This window comes from Streptomyces daghestanicus (assembly GCF_020521275.1).
GTDB lineage: Bacteria > Actinomycetota > Actinomycetes > Streptomycetales > Streptomycetaceae > Streptomyces > Streptomyces griseoviridis.
The window spans coordinates 310,383-332,251 of the sequence record NZ_BNDX01000002.1 but is presented as its reverse complement, the minus strand read 5'-3'; the positions used below and the strand labels follow the sequence as shown (position 1 = coordinate 332,251).

Annotated in this window: 20 protein-coding genes and 1 tRNA gene; 11 read left to right on the top strand and 10 right to left on the bottom strand. The window is 73.2% G+C overall.

From position 1 onward, the window contains the following. The first annotated feature begins 80 nt into the window (after nt 1-80). The 6 genes from Sdagh_RS01655 to Sdagh_RS01630 all read left to right on the top strand — a co-directional run bounded on the left by Sdagh_RS01655 (nt 81) and on the right by Sdagh_RS01630 (nt 7,174). Nucleotides 81-845 (top strand): IclR family transcriptional regulator, encoded by a 765-nt coding sequence (locus Sdagh_RS01655; protein WP_189418649.1) that lies wholly within the window; start codon nt 81-83, stop codon nt 843-845. A 362-nt stretch (nt 846-1,207) separates the two neighbouring features. Then, nucleotides 1,208-2,002, top strand: coding sequence for an MIP/aquaporin family protein (locus Sdagh_RS01650; RefSeq protein ID WP_190078409.1), 795 nt, complete (start codon nt 1,208-1,210; stop codon nt 2,000-2,002). 47 nt (nt 2,003-2,049) lie between these two features. Then, a complete protein-coding gene (gene glpK, locus Sdagh_RS01645; protein WP_189418645.1) occupies nt 2,050-3,588 on the top strand; it encodes a glycerol kinase GlpK in 1,539 nt (512 codons plus the stop codon). Between the two features lie 42 nt (nt 3,589-3,630). After that, nucleotides 3,631-5,247 carry a glycerol-3-phosphate dehydrogenase/oxidase gene (locus Sdagh_RS01640; protein ID WP_189418643.1) on the top strand — a complete coding sequence of 539 codons (1,617 nt, stop codon included), beginning with the start codon at nt 3,631-3,633 and terminating at the stop codon, nt 5,245-5,247. Nucleotides 5,248-5,383: 136 nt separating this feature from the next. After that, nucleotides 5,384-6,055, top strand: a complete 672-nt coding sequence (locus Sdagh_RS01635; RefSeq protein WP_189418641.1) for a FadR/GntR family transcriptional regulator — start codon at nt 5,384-5,386, stop codon at nt 6,053-6,055. A gap of 135 nt (nt 6,056-6,190) precedes the next feature. After that, nucleotides 6,191-7,174, top strand: a complete 984-nt coding sequence (locus Sdagh_RS01630; protein WP_189418639.1) for a PAC2 family protein — start codon at nt 6,191-6,193, stop codon at nt 7,172-7,174. A 60-nt stretch (nt 7,175-7,234) separates the two neighbouring features. On the opposite strand, the gene mshC is transcribed toward Sdagh_RS01630, so the two are convergent. The 4 genes from mshC to Sdagh_RS01610 form a co-directional block, all read right to left on the bottom strand. Beyond that, entirely contained in the window at nt 7,235-8,464 is a 1,230-nt protein-coding gene (mshC, locus tag Sdagh_RS01625) for a cysteine--1-D-myo-inosityl 2-amino-2-deoxy-alpha-D-glucopyranoside ligase (protein WP_189418637.1), read from the bottom strand. Between the two features lie 95 nt (nt 8,465-8,559). After that, complete coding sequence (locus Sdagh_RS01620; RefSeq protein WP_189418635.1) at nt 8,560-9,399, bottom strand: SCO1664 family protein; 840 nt, start codon at nt 9,397-9,399, stop codon at nt 8,560-8,562. Next, nucleotides 9,363-9,953 (bottom strand): DUF3090 domain-containing protein, encoded by a 591-nt coding sequence (locus tag Sdagh_RS01615; RefSeq protein WP_189418633.1) that lies wholly within the window; start codon nt 9,951-9,953, stop codon nt 9,363-9,365. Before Sdagh_RS01615 ends, Sdagh_RS01620 begins: the two co-directional genes overlap by 37 nt. A gap of 66 nt (nt 9,954-10,019) precedes the next feature. After that, on the bottom strand, nt 10,020-10,706 hold the full coding sequence (locus Sdagh_RS01610; RefSeq protein ID WP_189418631.1) for a histidine phosphatase family protein: 687 nt from the start codon (nt 10,704-10,706) through the stop codon (nt 10,020-10,022). Between the two features lie 61 nt (nt 10,707-10,767). On the opposite strand from Sdagh_RS01610, the gene corA reads away from it, so the two are divergent. Then, on the top strand, nt 10,768-11,763 hold the full coding sequence (corA, locus tag Sdagh_RS01605; protein ID WP_189418629.1) for a magnesium/cobalt transporter CorA: 996 nt from the start codon (nt 10,768-10,770) through the stop codon (nt 11,761-11,763). A gap of 205 nt (nt 11,764-11,968) precedes the next feature. Here the strand turns inward: corA and Sdagh_RS01600 are convergent, their stop codons facing one another. Then, complete coding sequence (locus Sdagh_RS01600; protein WP_190009722.1) at nt 11,969-12,757, bottom strand: ferritin-like domain-containing protein; 789 nt, start codon at nt 12,755-12,757, stop codon at nt 11,969-11,971. A gap of 221 nt (nt 12,758-12,978) precedes the next feature. After that, a complete protein-coding gene (locus tag Sdagh_RS01595) occupies nt 12,979-14,034 on the bottom strand; it encodes an LLM class F420-dependent oxidoreductase (protein WP_190009720.1) in 1,056 nt (351 codons plus the stop codon). Between the two features lie 112 nt (nt 14,035-14,146). Between Sdagh_RS01595 and Sdagh_RS01590 the strand changes: the two genes are divergently transcribed. Together Sdagh_RS01590 and Sdagh_RS01585 are read left to right on the top strand one after the other, a co-directional pair. Further along, complete coding sequence (locus tag Sdagh_RS01590) at nt 14,147-15,130, top strand: aldo/keto reductase (RefSeq protein ID WP_189418620.1); 984 nt, start codon at nt 14,147-14,149, stop codon at nt 15,128-15,130. Then, nucleotides 15,127-17,724: a helix-hairpin-helix domain-containing protein gene (locus Sdagh_RS01585; protein ID WP_226534420.1), complete on the top strand. Its 2,598-nt coding sequence runs from the start codon at nt 15,127-15,129 to the stop codon at nt 17,722-17,724. Before Sdagh_RS01590 ends, Sdagh_RS01585 begins: the two co-directional genes overlap by 4 nt. A 107-nt stretch (nt 17,725-17,831) precedes the next feature. Here Sdagh_RS01585 and Sdagh_RS01580 read toward each other — a convergent pair whose 3' ends face one another. Beyond that, nucleotides 17,832-18,614 carry a hypothetical protein gene (locus Sdagh_RS01580; protein WP_189418618.1) on the bottom strand — a complete coding sequence of 261 codons (783 nt, stop codon included), beginning with the start codon at nt 18,612-18,614 and terminating at the stop codon, nt 17,832-17,834. A gap of 47 nt (nt 18,615-18,661) precedes the next feature. Between Sdagh_RS01580 and Sdagh_RS01575 the strand changes: the two genes are divergently transcribed. Further along, the gene (locus tag Sdagh_RS01575; RefSeq protein ID WP_030244084.1) at nt 18,662-18,850 is read left to right on the top strand and encodes a DUF5703 family protein; all 189 of its coding nucleotides are present in this window, start codon (nt 18,662-18,664) and stop codon (nt 18,848-18,850) included. Between the two features lie 81 nt (nt 18,851-18,931). Here the strand turns inward: Sdagh_RS01575 and Sdagh_RS01570 are convergent, their stop codons facing one another. The 3 genes from Sdagh_RS01570 to Sdagh_RS01560 form a co-directional block, all read right to left on the bottom strand. Then, the gene (locus tag Sdagh_RS01570) at nt 18,932-19,738 is read right to left on the bottom strand and encodes a chaplin (RefSeq protein ID WP_190009716.1); all 807 of its coding nucleotides are present in this window, start codon (nt 19,736-19,738) and stop codon (nt 18,932-18,934) included. A gap of 127 nt (nt 19,739-19,865) precedes the next feature. Further along, nucleotides 19,866-20,099, bottom strand: coding sequence for a chaplin ChpH (gene chpH, locus Sdagh_RS01565; RefSeq protein ID WP_189418614.1), 234 nt, complete (start codon nt 20,097-20,099; stop codon nt 19,866-19,868). Nucleotides 20,100-20,259: 160 nt separating this feature from the next. Further along, complete coding sequence (locus Sdagh_RS01560; protein WP_190009713.1) at nt 20,260-21,585, bottom strand: M20/M25/M40 family metallo-hydrolase; 1,326 nt, start codon at nt 21,583-21,585, stop codon at nt 20,260-20,262. 186 nt (nt 21,586-21,771) lie between these two features. Between Sdagh_RS01560 and Sdagh_RS01555 the strand changes: the two genes are divergently transcribed. After that, nucleotides 21,772-21,856: transfer RNA gene (locus Sdagh_RS01555), tRNA-Leu, on the top strand. Nucleotides 21,857-21,869: the final 13 nt, after the last annotated feature.

The window sequence follows — 21,869 nt, the reverse complement described above, 5'->3', positions numbered from 1 at the left end:
GACCGGTAGTGTTCGGCATTGCCGAACAACGGAAGTGACGTCGCGCGTCGACGGTGGGACGGGACGGAGGCGGGACGGCGATGGCACGGAACATCCAGTCGCTCGAACGGGCGGCCGCGATGCTGCGGCTGCTCGCGGGCGGCGAGCGGCGGCTCGGCCTGTCGGACATCGCCTCGTCGCTCGGGCTGGCCAAGGGCACCGCCCACGGCATCCTGCGCACCCTCCAGCAGGAGGGTTTCGTCGAGCAGGAGCCCGCCTCCGGGCGCTACCAGCTCGGGGCGGAGCTGCTGCGCCTGGGCACGACCTACCTGGACGTGCACGAGCTGCGGGCCCGCGCCCTGGTCTGGACGGACGACCTGGCCCGCTCCAGCGGCGAGAGCGTCCACCTGGGCGTGCTGCACCAGCGGGGCGTGCTGATCGTGCACCACGTCTTCCGGCCCGACGACAGCCGGCAGGTGCTGGAGATCGGCGCGATGCAGCCGCTGCACTCCACCGCCCTGGGCAAGGTGCTCTCCGCCTACGACCCGGTCGCGCACAGCGAGGCCCTGGAGAGCGAGCGGCGGGCGTTCACCGACCGCACCGTCTGCGAGCCGGACGCCTTCGAGAACGTCCTGGACCTCACGCGCGCGCGGGGCTACGCGGCCGACATCGAGGAGACCTGGGAGGGCGTCGCGTCCGTCGCCGCCCCCATCCACGACCGGCGGCGCATGCCGGTCGGCTCGGTCGGCATCACCGGTGCCGTGGAGCGGCTCTGCCAGGAGGGCGAGCTGCGCCCCGAACTGATCGCGGCGGTGCGCGACTGCGCCCGCGCGGTCTCCCGGGACCTGGGCGCCGGGCGCTTCTGAAGCCCGCCGGAGCGGGTGGCGCCGGAACGCCGTGGACGGCGGCCCCGGCCCCGGCCCGCCCTCCTCCCCCGCCTCCGCCCTGCCCCCGCCCGCTCCCCCGTCCTGTTCCCGGAACGTGATTCCCGCCGAAACCGGCAATACATCACCGTAAAGTGACAGATCCGGTCGAAAGTCGATCACGAGTGCCGATCGGCATCATCGGTATCAATCGTGTTTCAGACAACAGAACCCTTGACGTGCGTGTGATGTCGGGATGAGACTCCGTCCATCGGTCGGCATTGTCGAACACCTAACGGCATCACGCGATAGAGTGGACGACCTCAAGGGCCGGCTTCCCTGGACGAAGGACAAAGGAGTCGCGGGTGTCCAGCTCCGACATCTTCATCGGCGAGACCATCGGTACCGCCATACTCATCCTGCTCGGCGGCGGCGTCTGCGCTGCCGTCACGCTCAAGGCCTCCAAGGCGCGCAACGCCGGCTGGGTGGCCATCGCCCTCGGATGGGGCTTCGCCGTCATGGTCGGCGCCTACATCTCCGCGCCGCTCTCCGGCGCGCACCTGAACCCGGCGGTCACGCTGGCCCTCGCGATCAAGGACGGGAACTGGGGGGACGTACCGGTCTACTTCGCCGGCCAGATCCTCGGCGCCCTGATCGGCGCGACCCTGGTCTGGCTCGCCTACTACGGCCAGTTCCACGCCCACCTCACCGACCGGGAGATCGTCGGCGATCCGGGCGTCCGGGACACCGCGGCCAAGTCGGTCGAGGCCCAGGAGAAGGGCGCCGGCCCGGTGCTCGGCATCTTCTCCACCGGCCCGGAGATCCGGAACACCTGGCAGAACCTGGTCACCGAGATCATCGGCACCTTCGTGCTGATCCTCGCCATCCTCACCCAGGGGCTGAACCAGGACGGTGACGGCCTCGGCGCCCTCGGCGTCCTGATCACCTCGTTCGTGGTGGTCGGCATCGGTCTGTCGCTCGGCGGCCCGACCGGTTACGCGATCAACCCGGCCCGCGACCTCGGCCCGCGCATCGTGCACGCCCTGCTGCCGCTGCCCAACAAGGGCGGTTCCGACTGGAGCTACGCCTGGATCCCGGTGGCCGGCCCGCTGATCGGCGCCGCCATCGCCGCGGGCGTCTACAACGTCGCCTTCGCGTGAACCGCGCCGCACCCGACCGCCACCACCACGGACCCCAGGAGCACCCCATGACCGACACCCACACCGCCGGCCCCTTCATCGCGGCGATCGACCAGGGCACCACGTCCTCGCGCTGCATCGTCTTCGACCGCGACGGCCGCATCGTCGCCGTCGACCAGAAGGAACACGAGCAGATCTTCCCCAAGCCGGGGTGGGTCGAGCACGACGCCAACGAGATCTGGGCCAATGTCCAGGAGGTCGTCGCCGGCGCCGTCCGCAAGGCCGGCGTCACCCGCGACGACATCAAGGCCATCGGCATCACCAACCAGCGTGAGACCACCCTCGTCTGGGACAAGAACACCGGCGAGCCCGTCCACAACGCCATCGTCTGGCAGGACACCCGCACCGACGCCCTCTGCCGCGAGCTGGGCCGTAACGTCGGCCAGGACCGCTTCCGCCGCGAGACCGGCCTCCCCCTGGCCTCCTACTTCGCCGGCCCCAAGGCCCGCTGGCTGCTGGACAACGTCGACGGCCTGCGCGAGCGCGCCGAGGCCGGCGACCTGCTCTTCGGCACCATGGACACCTGGGTCATCTGGAACCTGACCGGCGGGGTGAACGGCGGCAAGCACGTCACCGACGTCACCAACGCCTCCCGCACCCTGCTGATGAGCCTGCGCACCCTCCAGTGGGACGAGAAGATCTGCGAGTCCATCGGCGTGCCGCCGCAGATGCTCCCCGAGATCCGCTCCTCCGCCGAGGTCTACGGCGAGATCACCGGCGGCCCGCTGGGCGAGCTGCTCGGCGGCATCCCGGTCGCCTCCGCGCTCGGTGACCAGCAGGCCGCCCTGTTCGGCCAGACCTGCTTCGACGAGGGCGAGACCAAGTCGACGTACGGCACCGGCACCTTCATGCTGATGAACACCGGTGACAAGGTCATCAACTCCTACAGCGGCCTGGTGACGACCGTCGGCTACCAGATCGGCGACCAGAAGCCGGTCTACGCCCTGGAGGGCTCCATCGCCGTCACCGGTTCGCTGGTGCAGTGGATGCGCGACCAGATGGGGCTGATCTCCACCGCCGCCGAGATCGAGACCCTGGCGATGCAGGTCGAGGACAACGGCGGCGCCTACTTCGTCCCGGCCTTCTCCGGCCTGTTCGCCCCGTACTGGCGCTCCGACGCCCGCGGCGTGATCGCCGGGCTGACCCGGTACGTCACCAAGGCGCACCTCGCGCGCGCCGTCCTGGAGGCCACCGCCTGGCAGACGCGGGAGATCGCGGACGCCATGACGAAGGACTCCGGGGTGGAGCTGACCACCCTCAAGGTCGACGGTGGCATGACCTCCAACAACCTGCTGATGCAGACCCTCGCCGACTTCCTGGACGCCCCCGTGGTGCGCCCGATGGTCGCCGAGACCACCTGCCTCGGCGCCGCCTACGCCGCCGGCCTGGCCGTCGGCTTCTGGAACAGCACCGACGACCTGCGCGCCAACTGGCGGCGGGCCGCCGAGTGGACCCCCCGCATGGACGCGGACACCCGTGACCGCGAGTACAAGAGCTGGCTCAAGGCCGTCGAGCGGACCATGGGCTGGATCGACGACGAGAGCTGACGAGCACCCTCACCGGCTCTGATACAGGAGTTATGAACCGCAATGACCACTGAGTCCACCCTCCAGACCGCGCCTGCTCTGGGCACGCACCCCGCCTCCGGTTCCCTCCCGGGCCGGGCCGAGACCCGGGAGCAGCTCTCCCGGGCGTCGTACGACCTCCTCGTCATCGGCGGCGGCATCCTGGGCATCTCCACCGCCTGGCACGCCGCGCAGTCCGGTCTCCGGGTGGCTCTGGTCGACGCCGGCGACTTCGCCGGCGCCACCTCCTCCGCCTCCTCCAAGCTGCTCCACGGCGGTCTGCGCTACCTTCAGACCGGCGCGGTGAAGCTGGTGGCGGAGAACCACTTCGAGCGCCGCGCGGTCTCCCGCCAGGTCGCCCCGCACCTGGCGAACCCGCTCACCTTCTACCTCCCCGTGTACAAGGGCGGGCCGCACGGCGCCGCGAAGCTCGGGGCCGGCGTCTTCGCGTACTCGGCGCTCTCCGCGTTCGGCGACGGTGTCGGCCACCTGCTCTCCCCGGCCCGCGCCCGGCAGGACGTGCCCGAGCTGCGCACCGAGAACCTCAAGGCCGTGGCCGTCTACGGCGACGACCAGATGAACGACGCCCGGATGGCGCTGATGACGGTCCGCGCGGCCGTCGACGCCGGCGCCGTCGTCCTCAACCACGCCGAGGTCTCCGGGCTCCGCTTCACCAAGGGCCGGGTGACCGGCGCCGAGCTGAAGGACCGGCTGACCGGCGAGGAGTTCGGTGTCAACGCCCGGCTGGTGCTCAACGCGACCGGCCCCTGGGTCGACCACCTGCGCAAGCTGGAGGACCCGGACGCGGCCCCCTCCATCCGGCTCTCCAAGGGCGCCCACCTGGTCCTGAAGCGCACCTCCCCGTGGAAGGCCGCGCTGGCCACCCCCATCGACAAGTACCGCATCACCTTCGCCCTCCCCTGGGAGGACATGCTGCTGCTCGGCACCACCGACGAGGAGTACGAGGGCGACCCGGCGGACGTCGCGGTCAACGACAAGGACATAGCCCAGATCCTGGACGAGGCCGCGTTCTCCGTCCGGGACCAGCAGCTCGACCGCGACCTCATCACCTACGCCTTCGCGGGCCTGCGGGTGCTGCCCGGCGGCCCCGGGGACACGGCCAAGGCCAAGCGCGAGACGGTCGTCACCGAGGGCCGGGGCGGCATGCTGTCGGTCGCGGGCGGCAAGTGGACCACCTTCCGCCACATCGGCCGTACGGTCATGCAGAAGCTGGAGGCGCTGCCGGGCCACCCCCTCGGCGACGACTTCGAGCCGATCTCCTCGCTGCCCAAGAAGCTGCCGCTGCCCGGCGTCGCCAACCCCCGGGCGGTCGCCCACCGCCTGCTGGTGGACGGCCCCGCGCCCGGCCCGCGGATGGCCGCCGACACCGCCCGGCACCTGGCCACCCACTACGGCTCGCTCGCCTTCGACATCGCCCGGCTCGCCAACGAGAACCCGGAGCTGGCCGAGCGGGTCCACCCGGACGCGCCCGAGATCTGGGCGCAGGTCGTCTGGGCCCGCGACCACGAGTGGGCCGAGACCCCGGACGACGTGCTGCGCCGCCGGACCACCCTGACCATCCGCGGCCTCGCCACCGACGAGATCCGCGGCAAGGTGCAGGACCTGCTCGACAAGAAGTAGACCCCGCGCCCGGGAGGCGGTGACCCCGTGCCGCGGGGCCGCCGCCTCCCGGGTGCGCGGCACGGCCGCCGCCGGGCCCATAATGGCTCATACATCGGATGTCTGGGCGGCATCCGGCAGAGGCAGGAGGCCGAGCGTGGCAGTCACCGACGAGGCGATCGAGAAGATCAAGGACATGATCGTCTCCGGCGCGCTGCGCCCCGGCGACCGGCTGCCCAAGGAGAGCCGGCTCGCCGACGACCTCGGCCTGTCCCGCAACTCCCTGCGCGAGGCCGTCCGCGCCCTGTCCCTGATCCGCATCCTGGACGTGCGGCAGGGCGACGGCACCTACGTCACCAGCCTGGACCCGCAGCTCCTGCTGGAGGCGCTGAGCTTCGTCGTCGACTTCCACCGCGACGACACGGTGCTGGAGTTCCTCGCCGTTCGGCGCATCCTGGAGCCGGCCGCGACCGCGATGGCGGCGGCGTCCATCACGGAGGAGGAACTCGACGCGCTCGGCGCCCAGTTGGACGCGCTCGGCGACGAACCCTCGGTGGAACGGCTGGTCGCCGCCGATCTGGAGTTCCACCGGGGCATCGTGCGCGGCTCGCGCAACACGGTGCTCTGCTCGCTGCTCGACGGTCTGTCCGGGCCGACCACCCGGGCCCGGGTGTGGCGCGGCCTGACCCAGGAGGACGCGGTCGGCCGCACCCTGCGCGAGCACCGGGCGATCCTCGCCGCGCTGCGCGACCGGGACGCGGAGGCCGCCCGCTCCTGGGCGACGGTGCACATCGCGTCGGTGGAGCAGTGGCTGCGCTCCAGCCTGTGAACCGCGCGGGGTGTCCGGCCCGGAAGATCGGGGCAGTGATCCGTTCACTGCCCCGTACAAGGGGGCTGCGGGCGCTCCCGCCGCACGCCGTAAGGTTGGGTCGTTAAGCGAGGGCACGTCGGAAGGAGGCGCTGGGTGATCGAGCTGGAGGGGGTTCCCGAGCTGATCGACCCAGTGATGGTGGCCGCGTTCGAAGGCTGGAACGATGCCGGCGACGCCGCCTCCACCGCGGTCGCGCATCTGGACAGGGAGTGGAAGGGCGAGGTCTTCGCGGCGCTGGACGCCGAGGACTACTACGACTTCCAGGTGAACCGGCCGACGGTGTTCATGGAGGCCGGGGTGCGCAAGATCACCTGGCCGACGACGCGGCTGTCCGTGGTCCGGGTGGGCGGCGACAAGCCGCGCGACCTGGTGCTGGTCCGCGGCATCGAGCCGTCCATGCGCTGGCGCTCGTTCTGCAACGAGCTGCTGGGCTTCGCCCATGAGCTGGGCGTGGAGCTGGTGGTCATCCTGGGCGCCCTGCTCGGGGACACCCCGCACACCCGTCCGGTGCCGATCAGCGGCACCACCTCGGACGGCGACCTGGCCCGCCGGATGGACCTGGAGGAGACCAAGTACGAGGGGCCCACGGGCATCGTCGGCATCCTCCAGGAGGCGTGCGCGCACGCGGGCGTGCCGGCCGTGTCGCTGTGGGCGGCGGTCCCGCACTACGTGTCGCAGCCGCCCAACCCCAAGGCCACGCTGGCCCTCCTGAACCGCCTGGAGGACCTGATCGACGTCCGCATCCCGCTGGGCGAGCTGCCCGAGGACGCGCGTGCCTGGCAGGTCGGCGTGGACCAGCTGGCCGCCGAGGACAGCGAGGTCGCCGAGTACGTGCAGACGCTGGAGGAGGCCCGGGACACCGCGGAGCTGCCGGAGGCCTCGGGCGAGGCGATCGCCCGCGAGTTCGAGCGGTACCTGCGGCGCCGGGACGGCGGCGGACCGGGCGGCCACGCCACGGCGGACGGCGGCGAGGCCCCGCCGGGACCGCCGTTCCGGCGGGACGCCCCGGGAGGCCGGCCGCGGCCTCCGAAGCCGCCGCGGGCCGGCGGGGACGACGAGGATTCCTCGGAGGAGTGACGTGACGACGTGGAGGGGGGCCTGCCGCGGCAGGCCCCCCTCCACGTCGTCGTCCCCGGGTTACAGGGCGACGCCCAGCAGCGCGTCCACCGCGCGGGAGACGACGCCGGGGGCACCGGCGTCCGTGCCGCCCGACTCCTGCTGGAGCGCGGCCCAGCGGTCGACCGCGGCGAGCGCGGACGGGGCGTCCAGGTCGTGCGCGAGGGCCTCGCGGATCTCCTCGACCAGCGCCTCGGCGGGCGGGCCGTCGGGCCGGGAGACGGCCGCGCGCCAGCGCTCCAGGCGGGCGACGGCGTCCCGCAGCACCTGGTCGGTCCACTCCCAGTCGGAGCGGTAGTGGTGGGCGAGGAGCGCGAGGCGGATCGCGGCCGGGTCGACGCCGTCGCGGCGCAGCCGGGAGACGAAGACCAGGTTGCCCCGGGACTTGGACATCTTCTCGCCGTCCAGGCCGACCATGCCGGCGTGCACGTACGCCTTGGCCATCGGGAAGGCGCCGGTGAGCACCTGGGCGTGCGAGGCGCCCATCTCGTGGTGCGGGAAGGCCAGGTCGGAGCCGCCGCCCTGGACGTCGAAGCCCATGCCGAGGTGGTCCAGGGCGATGGCGACGCACTCGATGTGCCAGCCGGGCCGGCCGCGGCCCAGCGAGCCGCCGTCCCAGCTCGGCTCGCCCTCGCGGGCGGCCATCCACAGCATCGGGTCGAGGGGGTTCTTCTTGCCCGGCCGGTCCGGGTCGCCGCCGCGCTCGGCGGAGAGCAGCCGCATCGCCTCCGCGTCCAGGTTCGAGACCTGGCCGAAGTGCGGGTCGGACTCGACGGAGAAGTAGACGTCACCGTCCAGCTCGTAGGCGGCGCCTGCGTCACGGAGCCGCTCGACGAGCGGGACGATGCCCGGTATGGCCTCGACGGCGCCTATGTAGTGCTTCGGCGGGAGCATCCGCAGGGCGGTCATGTCCTCGCGGAACAGGGCGGTCTCCTGCTCGGCGAGGGCGCTCCAGTCGACGCCGTCGCGCACGGCCCGCTCCAGGAGGGGGTCGTCGACGTCCGTGACGTTCTGGACGTAGTGAACCTGCCGCTTGGTGTCGAGCCACACGCGCTGCACGAGGTCGAACGCGTTGTAGGTGGCCGCGTGCCCCATGTGGGTCGCGTCGTACGGCGTGATGCCGCAGACGTAGATACGGGCGACGGGACCGGGGTCGAGGGTGACCAGGCCGCCGGTCGCGGTGTCGTGGATCCTCAGGTCGCGGCCCTGACCAGGCAGGGCGGGGACCTCGGAAGCGGGCCAGGCATGCATGACACGAGCCTAACCGGACGGATGTTCCGTACACGAACCGGACGGCGGCAGGATGACCGGGAAGGCGTTCTTGCCGATTCCCGCAGGGTGTGCTGTCACACCGGGGGCCAGGGGATCGCGGGCCACTCGCCGCCCGGTTCCGGATGGGTGCCGGTGGCGAGCAGCGCCTCGACGCGGGCGCGGGTGGCCGCCGTCTCGGCGGGCGTGATCAGTTCGCCCAGCCGGGTGGCCAGGCTCCCGCCGTCCGCCAGCGCCTCCCGCAGCCCGCCGAGGACGGCCAGCGCCTCCTCGGTGAGCGGCTCCCCCGCCCAGCCCCACAGCAGGGTGCGCAGCTTGTCCTCGGCGTGGAAGGTCACGCCGTGGTCGATGCCGTACAGCCGGTCGCCGGCCGGCAGCAGGTGGCCGCCCTTGCGGTCGGCGTTGTTGATCACCGCGTCCAGCACGGCGAGGCGGCGCAGCCGCGGGTCGTCGGCGTGCACCAGCAGCGCGGTCCGGCCGTCGCCGACCTCGGCGAGGCCGATCGCCTTCCAGCCTGGCTCGGGCTCCTCCGCGTCGACCAGGGCGAGCAGTTCCGCGTCCGGGGCCGCCTCGATCCACTGCTGGACCATGCCCTCGCCGTACGGCCCGTCGCGCAGCACGGTCACGGGCACCAGGCCCCAGCCGGTCGCCTCGGAGACCTTGTACGCGGCGACCTCGCGCTGGGCGAGGGTGCCGTCCGGGAAGTCCCACAGGGGCCGCTCGCCGGCCACCGGCTTGTAGACGCAGGCGGCCTCGCGGCCGTCGCGGGCGACCGTGCAGTACAGCGCCGCGTTGGAGGCGTCGCGGATGCGGCCCCGGACGGTCAGCTCACCCTCGGTCAGCAGCTCCGCGAGGGACCCGGCGGGCGGCTCGGGAGGCGTCACGCTCCGCGGCGGTATCCGTTCTGGCGCGGACATACGTGTCCTTCCGGGTCGAGGGGGAGGCTGCACAGCGGGCACGGCGGCCGCCCGGCGTTGACGACGTCGAGGGCGCGCTTGGCGAAGGCCCGGGCCTGCGCGCCGGTGAGCCGGACCCGCAGCATCGGGGGGCCGTTCTCCTCGTCCTGGAGAAGCTTCTCCTCCGCTTCGGCCAGGTCCTCCTCGGACTCGGCGTCCAGCTCCACCAGGGCCTGTGCCTCGACGATCATGCGCTGTTCGTCGCCGTCCCAGGCCAGGGCCATGGTGCCGACCCGGAACTCCTCCTCCACGGGGGCGTCCAGCGGGGCGGTGTCGGCGGGCTCGGCGGGCGCCACGGCGGGGACGGCGGCGCTGCCGCCGCTGCGGCGCACGACCTCGTCGAGCAGCTCGTCCATCCGTTCGGCGAGCGCGGCGACCTGCGTCTTCTCCAGGGCCACGCTGGTCACCCGGGGGCCGGCGGTGGCCTGGAGGAAGAACGTACGGCGTCCGGGCAGTCCGACCGTGCCGGCCACGAAGCGGTCCGGCTGGTCGTAGAGGAACACCTGACGGGACACGTCCTGTCTCCATTGAGAGTCGGGGGTGGCTACTGCTGGGACGGCTTCACCCTACTGGGCCGACGATCACGGTGCGCCCGCGCCGCCCCCGACGGTCGCGTCGTCGCCGCGCGGCTCCTTCGGGGGCGCCAGCGAGGAGAGGTCGCCGGTGTCGCCGAGGCGGACCAGGAAGGGCCGCAGCCGGGTGTAGCGGATCGCGGTGACGGAGCAGGGGTCGACGTGGATGCGCTGGAAGAGGTCCAGGTGGAGGCCGAGCGCGTCCGCGACGAGGGACTTGATGATGTCGCCGTGGGAGCACATCAGGTACACGGCGTCCGGGCCGTGGTCGCGCTCCACGCGCGCGTTCCACTCGCGTACCGCCTCCGCCGCGCGGGTCTGCATGGCGCGCATCGACTCGCCGCCGGGGAAGGCCGCGGCGGACGGGTGCGCCTGGACGACCTCCATCAGCGGCTCGTCCTTCAGCTCGGCGAGCTTGCGGCCGGACCAGTCGCCGTAGTGGCACTCGCCGATCCGCTCGTCGGTGTGGACGCGCAGCTCGGGCCGGGCGTCGAGGAGCGGCCGGATCGTCTCCTGGCAGCGTTGCAGGGGGCTGGCGACGACCTCGGCGATCGGCAGCGCGGCGAGCCGGGCGGGCAGGGCGGCGGCCTGGGCGGCACCGCGTTCGTCGAGGGCGACGCCGGGCGTCCAGCCGGCGAGCAGCCCCTCGGTGTTGGCGGTGGAACGTCCGTGCCTGACCAGGATCAGCGTGGGCATGCGCCCAGGGTAGGCGTACAGCACCGGGCACCGGCGTCCGGGCGAGGGGAGAATGGGTTCGGTGATCGTCGACTGTGCCATCTACCGGGACGGACACCGCACCGAGGGCCCGGAGGACTTCTCCGACGCGCTGGATCAGGCGCGGTCCGCGGGCGGCTTCGTGTGGATCGGGCTGCACGAGCCCACCGAGGAGGAGTTCGAGCACGTCACCCAGGAGTTCGGGCTGCATCCGCTGGCCGTGGAGGACGCCCTGAAGGCGCACCAGCGGCCCAAGCTGGAGGTGTACGACGACTCGCTCTTCGTCGTCGTCAAGCCGGTGGTCTACGAGCCGGAGAGCGACACCGTCTCCTCCGGCGAGGTCATGATCTTCCTCGGGGACGCCTTCGTGGTGGTCGTCCGGCACGGTGAGGGGGCCGCGCTCAAGGCGGTGCGGCAGCGCCTGGAGCACGAACCCGAGCTGCTCGGCAAGGGCCCGACCTCGGTGCTGTACGCCATCACCGACGCCGCCGTGGACCACTACCTGGAGGTGGCCACCGAACTCCAGACCGACCTGGAGGAGCTGGAGGCGGAGGTGTTCTCCCCCGACAGCGGCGGTTCGCGGAACACGGCGTCGCGGATCTACACCTTCAAGCGGCAGGTCCTGGAGTTCCGCCGGGCCACCGGGCCACTGGCGGTGCCGCTGGCCCGGCTGGCGGGCACCGGCTCGTTCGGCGCGCCCGTGCCGTTCGTGAACGACCGCGCGCGCCCGTTCTTCCGGGACGTGCAGGACCACGTCACGCGCGTGAACGAGTCGGTCGAGGGCCTGGACCGTCTCGTCTCGGACATCCTCTCCGCGCACCTCGCGCAGATGAGCGTCCGGCAGAACGACGACATGCGGAAGATCTCCGCGTGGGCGGCCATGGCCGCGGTCCCCACGATGATCGCGGGGATCTACGGCATGAACTTCGAGCACATGCCGGAACTGCGCTGGGTGTGGGCGTACCCGGCGGTGATCGCGCTGATGGCCGTCCTGGAGGTGCTGCTGTACCGGATGTTCAAGCACCGGGGATGGCTCTAGGTGTGCTGTCGTCCGGATCAGGTCGCGGGGAATGGGCTGCGTCTTCCTCGCGCCGGTGAGCGGGGCCTGGTGCGTGCGGATGCGAGGCGGAGGAGGGAGTCGACGCGGAGCGTCGGCGAGTGACGACAACGCGGCAGGTGCGCGCACCAGGCCCCGTGTCCGCGGCGTGGCCCGAACGACAGGCCCTGGGGGGCCGGCCGCCCCGTCAGGCGGGTTCGGGGGCCGGGGCGGCCGGGCCGCCGAGGGCGTCGCGGCGTTCGGGCATCCGCAGGGTCACCATCCGGCGCCAGCCGCCGAGCCGCTCGTAGGCGTACACCGCGCGGATGCCCGCGGCGAGCGCGGCGGACCGGGCCCGCGGCCAGCCGAGGAGGCGGCCCATGCGCGCCATCACGGCGAGGCTGACGTCCCGGTGGACGGCGATCTCGGCGAGCGCGCACGCCCGCAGGGTGCGCTGGATGAGCCGGCCGTGTCCGGCGGCGGCGAGGCGGAGCAGTTCCTCGTGGGAGTAGGCGAGGTGGTTGTCCTCGTCGGCGGAGATCATCCGCACCGCCCGGCCGATGTCCGGGTGGTCGGCGAAGTACCGGCGGAGCAGGGCCATCTGCTCGGCCGCCCGCTGCTCGGTGACCCTGCTGTGCGCGAGGTAGGTGACGAGGTCCGGCACGGTCAGCGGCCGGTCGGCCCTGAGCCTGTCGTGGGCGAGGCCGATGCCGCGCCGCTCCAGGAGCGCGGTGTAGTCCGTCTCGGGGGGTACGGCGACGGGTTCTAGGCCGCGCTTCCTCAGCAGCGCCTGGAAGATGCGGCCGTGCTTGTCCTCGTCCGCGCCGTGCCGGGCGATCCTGGGGGCCAGGGCGCGCTCGCTCTCCGGTACGAGGGCGGCGATCCGTCCGTTCTCCCAGCCGCCCTGCGACTCCCCGCCGGCCGCGATGGAGCAGAACAGCCGGAACGACTCGTCGTGGTCGAGGATCTCCTGGAACAGACTCTTGGCCGACAGCATGACCGGTCACCTCTCCGCCTCAGCAAGGTGCTGCGGAGAACGAGTCAAGTGCGGACCCCGGGGGACGGCAACAGGTGTGCCGGGCGACTGCGCCGAACGACGGACGGGGAGGGCCCGGAAGCGGGCGTAACCCCGTGCGCGCGGGCGCGTTGTTCCCCGTGACGGCCGTGGCGGGGAAGACCCCCGAGCCCCCACCACGGCCGTGGAACCTCTTCCCGGCCCTACGCCAGCCCGGCCCGCTCCAGGGCCTCGGTGCCGGCCCGCAGGGCGGCGATCCGCTCGTCCAGCGTGAAGCCGGCGGGGGCCAGGGTCAGGGTGGTGACGCCGGCCGCCGCGTAGGCCCGCATCCGGTCGGCGATGCGGTCCACCGAGCCGAGCAGGGTCGTCTTGTCGATCAGCTCGTGCGGTACCGCCGCGGCGGCACCCTCCTTGTCGCCGGCCAGGTACTTGTCCTGGATCTCGGCGGCCTCCTTCTCGTACCCCATGCGCTGGGCGAGCCGGTTGTAGAAGTTCTGCTTCCGGCTGCCCATGCCGCCGACGTACAGCGCGGTGTACGGGCGGAAGGTGTCGGCGAGCGCGGCGAGGTCGCCGTCGTCGCCGAGGGCGAGCGGGACGGTCGGGCAGACGTCGAAGCCGTCGAGGGACTTGCCCGCCTTCTCGCGTCCGGCGCGCAGGGGGCGGATCGCGGTCTCCTCCAGGTGCTCGGCGGACGGGAAGATGAGCAGCGCGCCGTCGGCGATCTCGCCGGTCTGCTCCAGGTTCTTCGGGCCGATCGCGGCGATGTACAGCGGGATGTGCTCACGCTGGGGGTGGACCGTGAGCTTGATCGGCTTGCCGGGGCCGCCGGGCAGCGGCAGCGTCCAGTGCTCGCCTTCGTGGGCGAGGCGTTCGCGGGACATGGCCTTGCGGACGATCTCCACGTACTCGCGGGTCCGGGAGAGCGGCTTGTCGAACTTCACCCCGTACCAGCCCTCGGAGACCTGGGGGCCGGAGACGCCGAGGCCCAGGCGGAACCGGCCGCCGGAGAGGGAGTCGAGGGTGGCGGCGGTCATCGCGGTCATGGCCGGCTGGCGGGCCGGGATCTGGAAGATGGCCGAGCCGACGTCGATGCGCTCGGTCTGGGCGGCGACCCAGGTGAGCACGGTGGCGGCGTCGGAGCCGTACGCCTCCGCGGCCCAGCAGACGGCGTAGCCGAGGCGGTCGGCCTCCTGGGCGACGGCCAGATTGTCCGCGTCCATCCCACCGCCCCAGTAGCCGAGGTTGATCCCGAGCTGCATGGCCGATCCCCTTACTGATCAGTAACGTCCCTGGTGGTCCGACCTTAGCGCGGGCGGTCCGGTTGTCCACAGGGCCCCACAGGGGAAGCCGTGGCCAGTAATCTCGGCGTCCATGGAGCAGAGGCATCTCGGCCGCACCGGCCTGCGCGTGTCCCGTATCGGTCTGGGCACCCTGACCTGGGGACGCGACACCGACGAGCACGACGCCGCGGAGTGCCTGAAGACCTTCTGGGAAGCGGGCGGCACGCTGGTCGACACGGCGGACGTGTACGGCGACGGGGAGGCCGAGTACCTGCTGGGGCGGCTCATGGAGGGCCTGGTGCCGCGCCGGGACCTGGTGATCTCGACCAAGGCCGGCAGCGTGCCCGACCCCGACCGGCGCTCCGACGGCTCGCGCGGCCATCTGCTCTCCGCGCTGGACGCCTCGCTCTCCCGGCTCGGCACCGAGTACGTCGACGTGTGGCACGTCCACGCCTACGACCCGTACACGCCGCTGGAGGAGACGCTGCACGCCCTGGACCTCGCGGTGAGCAGCGGACGCGCCCGTTACGCGGGGGTGTCCAACTTCTGCGGCTGGCAGCTCGCCAAGGCGGCGACCTGGCAGCTGGCGGCGCCGGGCGTGCGGAACCGGCTGGCGAGCACGCAGCTGGAGTACTCGCTGGTGCAGCGCGGGGTCGAGCGGGAGGTGCTGCCCGCCGCCCTCGACCTCGGCATCGGACTGCTGCCCTCCTCGCCGCTGGGGCGCGGCGTGCTCACCGGCAAGTACCGCACCGGGACGCCGTCCGACTCGCGCGGGGCGTCCGAGCACATGGCCCCCTTCGTCGCGCCCTACCTCGACGACGACGCCGCGCGCATCGTGGACGCGGTGGCCACGGCGGCGGACGGGCTCGCGGTGACCCCGCTCCAGGTCGCCCTCGCCTGGGTCCGGGACCGCCCCGGGGTGGCCGCGCCGATCGTGGGCGCGCGCAACGCACGGCAGCTCACGGCCGCGTTGTCAGTGGAGGCGCTTAGTCTTCCTGACGAGATCTGCCGGGCGCTGGACGACGTGTCGGAGCCCGTGCACCGCTATCCCGATCACGACTGGAGCACGCTGTGAGCACGGAGCCCGGGCCCGAGCCCGCCGAGAACCCCGCGGACGTCGCGGAGGCCGGGGACGGTACGGAGGCGGAGACCGCGGACGGCACGGGGACCGGGGACGCCACGTCGGCGGACGGGGCGGAGGCGCCGGCGGACGGGGCGGAGGCGCCGGCGGACGGGACCTCGGAAGCCGAGGCCACGGGCGGCGCCGAGGGTCCCGGGGACGGTACGGAGGCGGGCGCCGTGACGCCGGGCGGCGTGGTGGCCGGCGGAAACTCGGAAGCCGAGGCCGCGGACGGCTCAGGGGCCGGGGACGGCACGGGGGCCGGGGACGGCACGGGGGCCGGGGACGCCACGCCGGCGGACGGGGCGGAGGCGCCGGCGGACGAGACCTCGGAAGCCGAGGCCACGGGCGGCGCCGAGGGTCCCGGGGACGGTACGGAGGCGGGCGCCGTGACGCCGGGCGGCGTGGTGGCCGACGGAAACTCGGAAGCCGAGGCGGGGGCCGGGGCGGCGGAGGCGGGCGGTGCGGAGGGCGCCGGGGGCAAGCAGTTGTCCGAGGCCGAGGCCGAGCTGGCCGCGCAGCGGCTGGAGCGGGAGCGGATCGAGCGGCGCAAGGCGGAGCGGAAGGGGCCGGTCACCGCCGGGGCGAAGCTCAGCGGCACCGCGGCCGACCTGCTCGCCGCGGTCCGGGCCGTGGAGAGCGGCGCCAAGCCGGTGGCGACGGTCTTCGCCGACCCGGAGCCCGCCCCCCGCCGCCCCGCCCCCGAGCCCGGACCGGTCCGCCGGGACGTGCCGGTGCCCGGACGGGCCCCCGGTGCGGCCCCGGCACCCGCCCCGGAGAGCGTGCAGGCCGTGCGGCGGGTACTGGCCCGGGGCGGCGCCCCCGAGACGCTCGCCCCGGCCGTCGCCGCGGCGCTGGGCGAGGGCGCCGACGAGGTGCTGGGGGCCGACCCCTGGCAGTTGCTGCGGGTGCCCGGGGTGCGGCCGGAGCAGGCCGACGGCTTCGCGCGGGCGCTGCTCGGCGCCGACTGCCGCCCGGACGACGAGCGCCGGGGGCGGGCCGTCACCGGCTGGCTCCTGGAGCAGGCGGCGCTGGCCGGGCACACCGCCCTGGAGCTGCCGAGGCTCACGGCGACGCTCGCCCAGCGCGGCGTGCCGGACCCGGACGCCGCCGTGCGGAGCACCCTCGCCGAGGGCGAGGCCCTGGCCTTCCAGGACGCCCTGGAGGAGCCCGGCGCGCCCGCGCCCCGGGCGGCCCGGGGCGCGGAGGACGGCGAGGACGAGGCCGAGGAGGAGCGGCCCGTCCGGGTGCTGATCGGCCTGGAGCGGTACGCGCTCGCCGAGGAGAGCCTGGCCGACGGCCTGGCCCGGCTGGCCGGGTCGGTGCCGAAGCAGGACGGTTCCCCGGAGGACTGGGAGCGGGCCGCGGCCTCGGCGCGGGGGTCGGCCGCCGAGCTGGTCCGCGCCGTCGCGGAACACGGCCTGGTGCTGCACACCGGCGGGGAGGCGGCCCTGGCGGAGCCCGCCGCCCTGCTGCGCGCCGCGCGCGGGCTGGGCCTGCGCGCCTGGGCCTGCGCGCCCGGACCGCTCGGCCGGCTCCGCTTCGCCGCCCTGTGCGCACCCGGTGAGGATGCCCCCGGAGCGGCGGCCCCGCCGGTCGCCACCGTCGCGGGGTTGCTCGCCGGGGCCGAGGGGCCCGGCCGGGACCCGGAGGGCGCGCTCGACCTGGACCTGCTCGTCGTGGTGGACGCGCCGCAGCTGGACGTGGAGGCGGCGGCCCTGCTGACCGAGTCCCTGCCGGACGGGGCGCGGCTGGTGCTGTCCGGCGACCCGGCGGTGCTGTGGTCGGCAGGACCCGGACGGGTCTTCGCCGATCTGCTGGCGGCCCGGATCTGCCCGCAGATCGCCTCCCGGCGACCGGACCCCGGCCCGCTGGGCGAGCTGGTCTCCGGCATCGGCGCCGGCGAGCTGACCCAGGTCGAGGCGCCGGGCAAGGAGATCGTGATCGTGCCGGTGCGGGAGCCGGGCGAGGCCGTGCACCGCACCGTGCAGCTGGTCTCGGACTCGGTGCCCCGGGCGTTCGGCGTGCCCGCCGAGGAGACCCGGGTGATCACGCCGGGGCACGGTGGCCCGGCCGGCACCCGGGCGCTCAACGCGGCGCTCAAGGAGCGGCTCAACCCGGGGCCGGGCCGCTTCGGCGGCTTCGACCCGGGCGACCTGGTCGTCCACTCCCCCGTGCCGGGCCGTACGCTGCCGGGCCGGGTGACGGGGGCCGACGCGGAGGGGCTGCGCCTGTCCTGCGCGGACGGGACCGCGGTCGTCGTCCCGAGGGACCAGGTGGAGAGCCGGGTCCGGCACGGCTGGGCGCTGACCGCGCACCAGGCGGCCGGCGGCCGGTGGCCCGCGGTGGTCGTGGTCCTGCCCGGTGACGCGGCGCAGACGCTCAGCCGGCCCTGGGTGTACACGGCGTTCGGCCGGGCGGAGCGCCATCTGTCCGTCGTCCACGGCGTGGACCAGGCGCTGCCCCGGGCCGTGGCCGAGGTCCCGGGCAAGCCGCGGACGACACGTCTGCCGGTCCTGCTCGCCCCGCAGGCCCCGGCGGAGGACTGAAGGGGGGAGCCGCTACGACGACGGCGGTGGCCCCGGGAAACCTCCCGGGGCCACCGCCGTCACGGTTCTCTCGGCCCTCTCAGCGGGCCGGCGCCAGCGCGGTCCGCTCAGCGGTCCGCGTCCAGCCGCTCCAGCTCGTCGTCCTCGTCCAGTTCCTCTTCCCCGGCCTCGTCGGCCTCGTCCACGTCGGTGTCGAGCTCGACCATCTCGTCGTCCACCTGGTCCACTACGTCCTCCACATCGCCCGCCTCGTCATCGAGGTCGTCATCGAAATCGTCGTCAGCGTCGTCGTCGAAGACCGCGCTGACGTCGAAGCGGCACACCACCCGCTGGGGATCGACGTGTTCGAACGGCGCCTCCAGCCACTCGCCGGCTTCGGCCGGTTCGTCCGCCGCCGTCACCCACAGCGTGGAGTCGCCCTCCTCGAGGCCGAACTCCTTGTGCCGGGAAGCGACCTCGTCGGGTTCGAACTCGCCGAAGAGCAGCCCCAGCGCACCGTGCACCGTACCGGAGGCTCCCGTGCCGGACGCACGGTCGTCGTCCGCCGCCTCGACCCGCCGGGCCTGGGCCAGCAGCCGCTGCGGTTCCACCACCGCGTAGTCACGGCGGATCAGCACGCTCAGCGCGTTCGGTTCCTCGGGGCCCGTGTACGGGGGCAGCTCGTCCTCCGCCGCGGGGATCTCGAAGGGGGTGACCTCGTCGTAACGGTCGTAGAGCAGCTCGTCGTACGCCTCGGCGGCCGCCGCCACCTGGTTGAACGCCTCGTAGACGGCCGGGTCGTCGTCCCCCGAGCGTCGTTCGACCGCGGCCAGATGACGGTCGAGCGCGGCCTTGACCGCCTCGGCGGCGGCGCGTACCTCGGCAGCGGTGGGCTGCACAGCATCAGACATACAGCAGACGCTATCCGTACCGGGCCCCAGCCCGCACAATAGATGCGATGCCGGAATACGAATTTGTCGACGTGTACGTGCCGCGCGGGGTCTCCCGCAAGGAGACGGCGCGTCTGCTGACGGACCACGCCGAGTACGGACACTGGGAGTTGTACCGCCTGAGCCTGCTGCGCGACGGCAGTCGCAGGGTGCGGCTGCGCCGTCGGATCATCCGACAGGTGCGCGCCACCTGGTGAGCGGGACCGGGCCGGTGACGGCCGAACCGGAGCGGGCCCCGCCGGTGAAGCGGGGCCCGCTCCGGTCGCGCGCGGGGCGCGTCACCGCGTGGCGCGCGCCTTGCGGTAGAGCATCGTGCCCGTGAGCAGCACGCCCGCGCCCATCGGCAGGGCGAGGCCCAGCGGCAGGTCGCTGCCGGTCTCGGCGAGCTGCGCGTCGGGGGCCGGCTGGCTGACGGACGGCTCGTCCGGGGTCTCACCGCTTCCGGCGGGCGGGGCGACCGGCTCCTCCGGGGTGCCGGGCTCCTCCGGGGTGCCCGGTTCCTCGGGCTGACCCGGTTCACCCGGCTGTCCGGGCTCCTCGGGCTCGCCCGGCTGTTCCGGTTCCTCCGGCTGGCCCGGCTCCTCCGGCTCACCCGGAGGCGGCTCCTCGCCACCGCCGGGCGGCGGGGTGGGGTGACCGCCGCCCTGCTGGCCGCAGTCGTTGCCGGTGGCCGGGTCGGCGACACCGACGACGTTCACGGAGTTGCCGCAGACGTTCACCGGCACGTGGACCGGCGCCTCGACGTGGTTGCCGGAGCCCACGCCGGGCGAGTCCGTGGCGTGGCCGTCGGCGTGGCTGCCGCCGCCGTGCCCCCCGTGACCGCCGGAGCCCTTGCCCGGGCCGCCGTTGGCGCAGGCGTTGCCGACCGCGGCGTTGAGGCCGCCGATGACGGTGACCGTGTTGCCGCAGATGTTGACCGGCGCGTGCACCGGCGCCTGCACCGAGTTGCCGGAGAGCACGCCGGGGGACCCCGAGGCGCCGCCCTGCGCGCCCGAGCCCGTCGCGTGGGCGGTGCCGCTCGCGGCGGCGATCACGCCGGTGGCCGCCGCCACCGTCATCAGGCCCTTGCGGGTGACCTGTCGCATGTACTGAATTCCCTGCCTTCGACCTGGTACCGACGTTTCACGTTCCGATAAGGCCGGTCGGCCCCGGAGCGCACGGCATGCGTTCCGGGGCCGACGGGCTAGGCCCCCGAAAGGGCGAGACACAACGTCACTTGTTGATGCAGGTGTTGCCGAAGGCGGGGTTCAGCAGACCGATCACGTTGATCGTGTTGCCGCAGACGTTCGCCGGGATGTGGATCGGCGCCTGGACGACGTTGCCGGAAAGGACGCCCGGGGAGTGCACGGCCGCACCCTGGGCACCGGAGTCGGCGACGGCCAGGCCCGCGCCCGCGAGAACCAGTCCGCCGGTGGCAGCGGCAGCGGCGACGACCTTCTTGATCATTATTTCCTCCTAGTTGGCAAACGCGATCCAAAATGCGGATCACATGACCAGTAACGAGGAGGGAGTAATGAGGCTACGAGCGTATGGTCGCATTCACTCTTCCCGGGCCACTCCCGTACGTTCGGACGATTAACTACGAACGATTAACGGAGTGTCGTACTCAGGACGCGTCGATGAACCGGTCCAGGACGCGCACGCCGAACTTCAGGCCGTCCACCGGCACCCGCTCGTCGACACCGTGGAACATTCCGGCGAAGTCCAGCTCCGGCGGCAGCTTCAGCGGGGCGAAGCCGAAGCCGCGGATGCCGAGGTCGTCGAAGGACTTGGCGTCCGTGCCGCCGGAGAGCATGTACGGGATCGCCTTCGCTGCCGGGTCCTCCGCCACCAGCGCGGACTGCATCGCGGCGACCAGCGGACCGTCGAAGGTGGTCTCCACGGCCTTGTCGGAGTGGACGTCCTCGCGCCGCACCTTCGGGCCGAGGATGCGGTCGAGGTCGGCGAGGAACTCCTCCTCGTGACCGGGCAGGAACCGTCCGTCGACGTGGGCGGTGGCCTCGCCGGGGATGACGTTGACCTTGTACCCGGCGCCGAGCTGGGTGGGGTTGGCGGTGTTGCGCAGGGTCGCGCCGATGAGCTTGGCGATGCCGCCGAGCTTGGCGAGGGTGCTCTCCATGTCGTCCGCGTCCAGCTCGACGCCCATCGCGTCGCCGAGTTCGTCGAGGAAGGCCCGGGTGGTCTTGGTCACCCGGATCGGGAACCGGTGCCTGCCGAGCCGGGCGACGGCCTCGGACAGCTCGGTGATGGCGTTGTCCCGGTGGATCATCGAGCCGTGCCCGGCGGTGCCGGCCACGGTCAGCTTCATCCAGTGCATGCCCTTCTCGGCCGTCTGGATCAGGTAGAGCCGGCGCTGCTCGCTCACCGTGAAGGAGAAGCCGCCCACCTCGCTGATGGCCTCGGTGACGCCCTCGAAGAGGTCCGGGTGGTGGTCGACCAGGTAGCGGGCGCCGTAGGTGCCGCCCGCCTCCTCGTCGGCGAGGAAGGCCAGCACGATGTCGCGCGGGGGCCTGCGCCCGCTGCGCAGCCGGTCGCGGACGACCGCCAGGGTCATCGCGTCCATGTCCTTCATGTCGACGGCGCCGCGGCCCCAGACGCACCCGTCGGCGATCTCGCCGGAGAACGGGTGGTGGGTCCAGTCGTCGGCGTTGGCCGGGACGACGTCGGTGTGGCCGTGGATGAGCAGCGCGGGCCGGGACGGGTCCTCGCCCTCGATCCGGGCCACGGTGGAGGCGCGGCCCGGGTGCGACTCGAAGATCCTGGGTTCGAGCCCCACCTCGGCGAGCTGTTCCGCGACGTACTCGGCCGCCTTGCGCTCACCCGGTCCCGAGTGGTCGCCGTAGTTGCTGGTGTCGATCCGGATCAGGTCGCGGCAGATGCCGACGACCTCGTCCTCGCCGGTGACGCTTCCGGTCGTGCCCGAGTCGCTCACGTGCTTCCTCCCGCTGTCACTGCTGGTGGGTCACCCTCATCCTCCCTCTCCCGCGGGTGACGCCCAAGACCGGTCCCGGCCCGTCACACGCCGTTCACGCGCGGGCCGGGGTGATCGGGCACCCCCGGACGCCTGGTAATGTTTACGTCGTCGCCGCGGGGCAGCACTCCGCACGACAGACACCTTGTCCGGGTGGCGGAATGGCAGACGCGCTAGCTTGAGGTGCTAGTGCCCTTTATCGGGCGTGGGGGTTCAAGTCCCCCCTCGGACACATCGGATGTGAG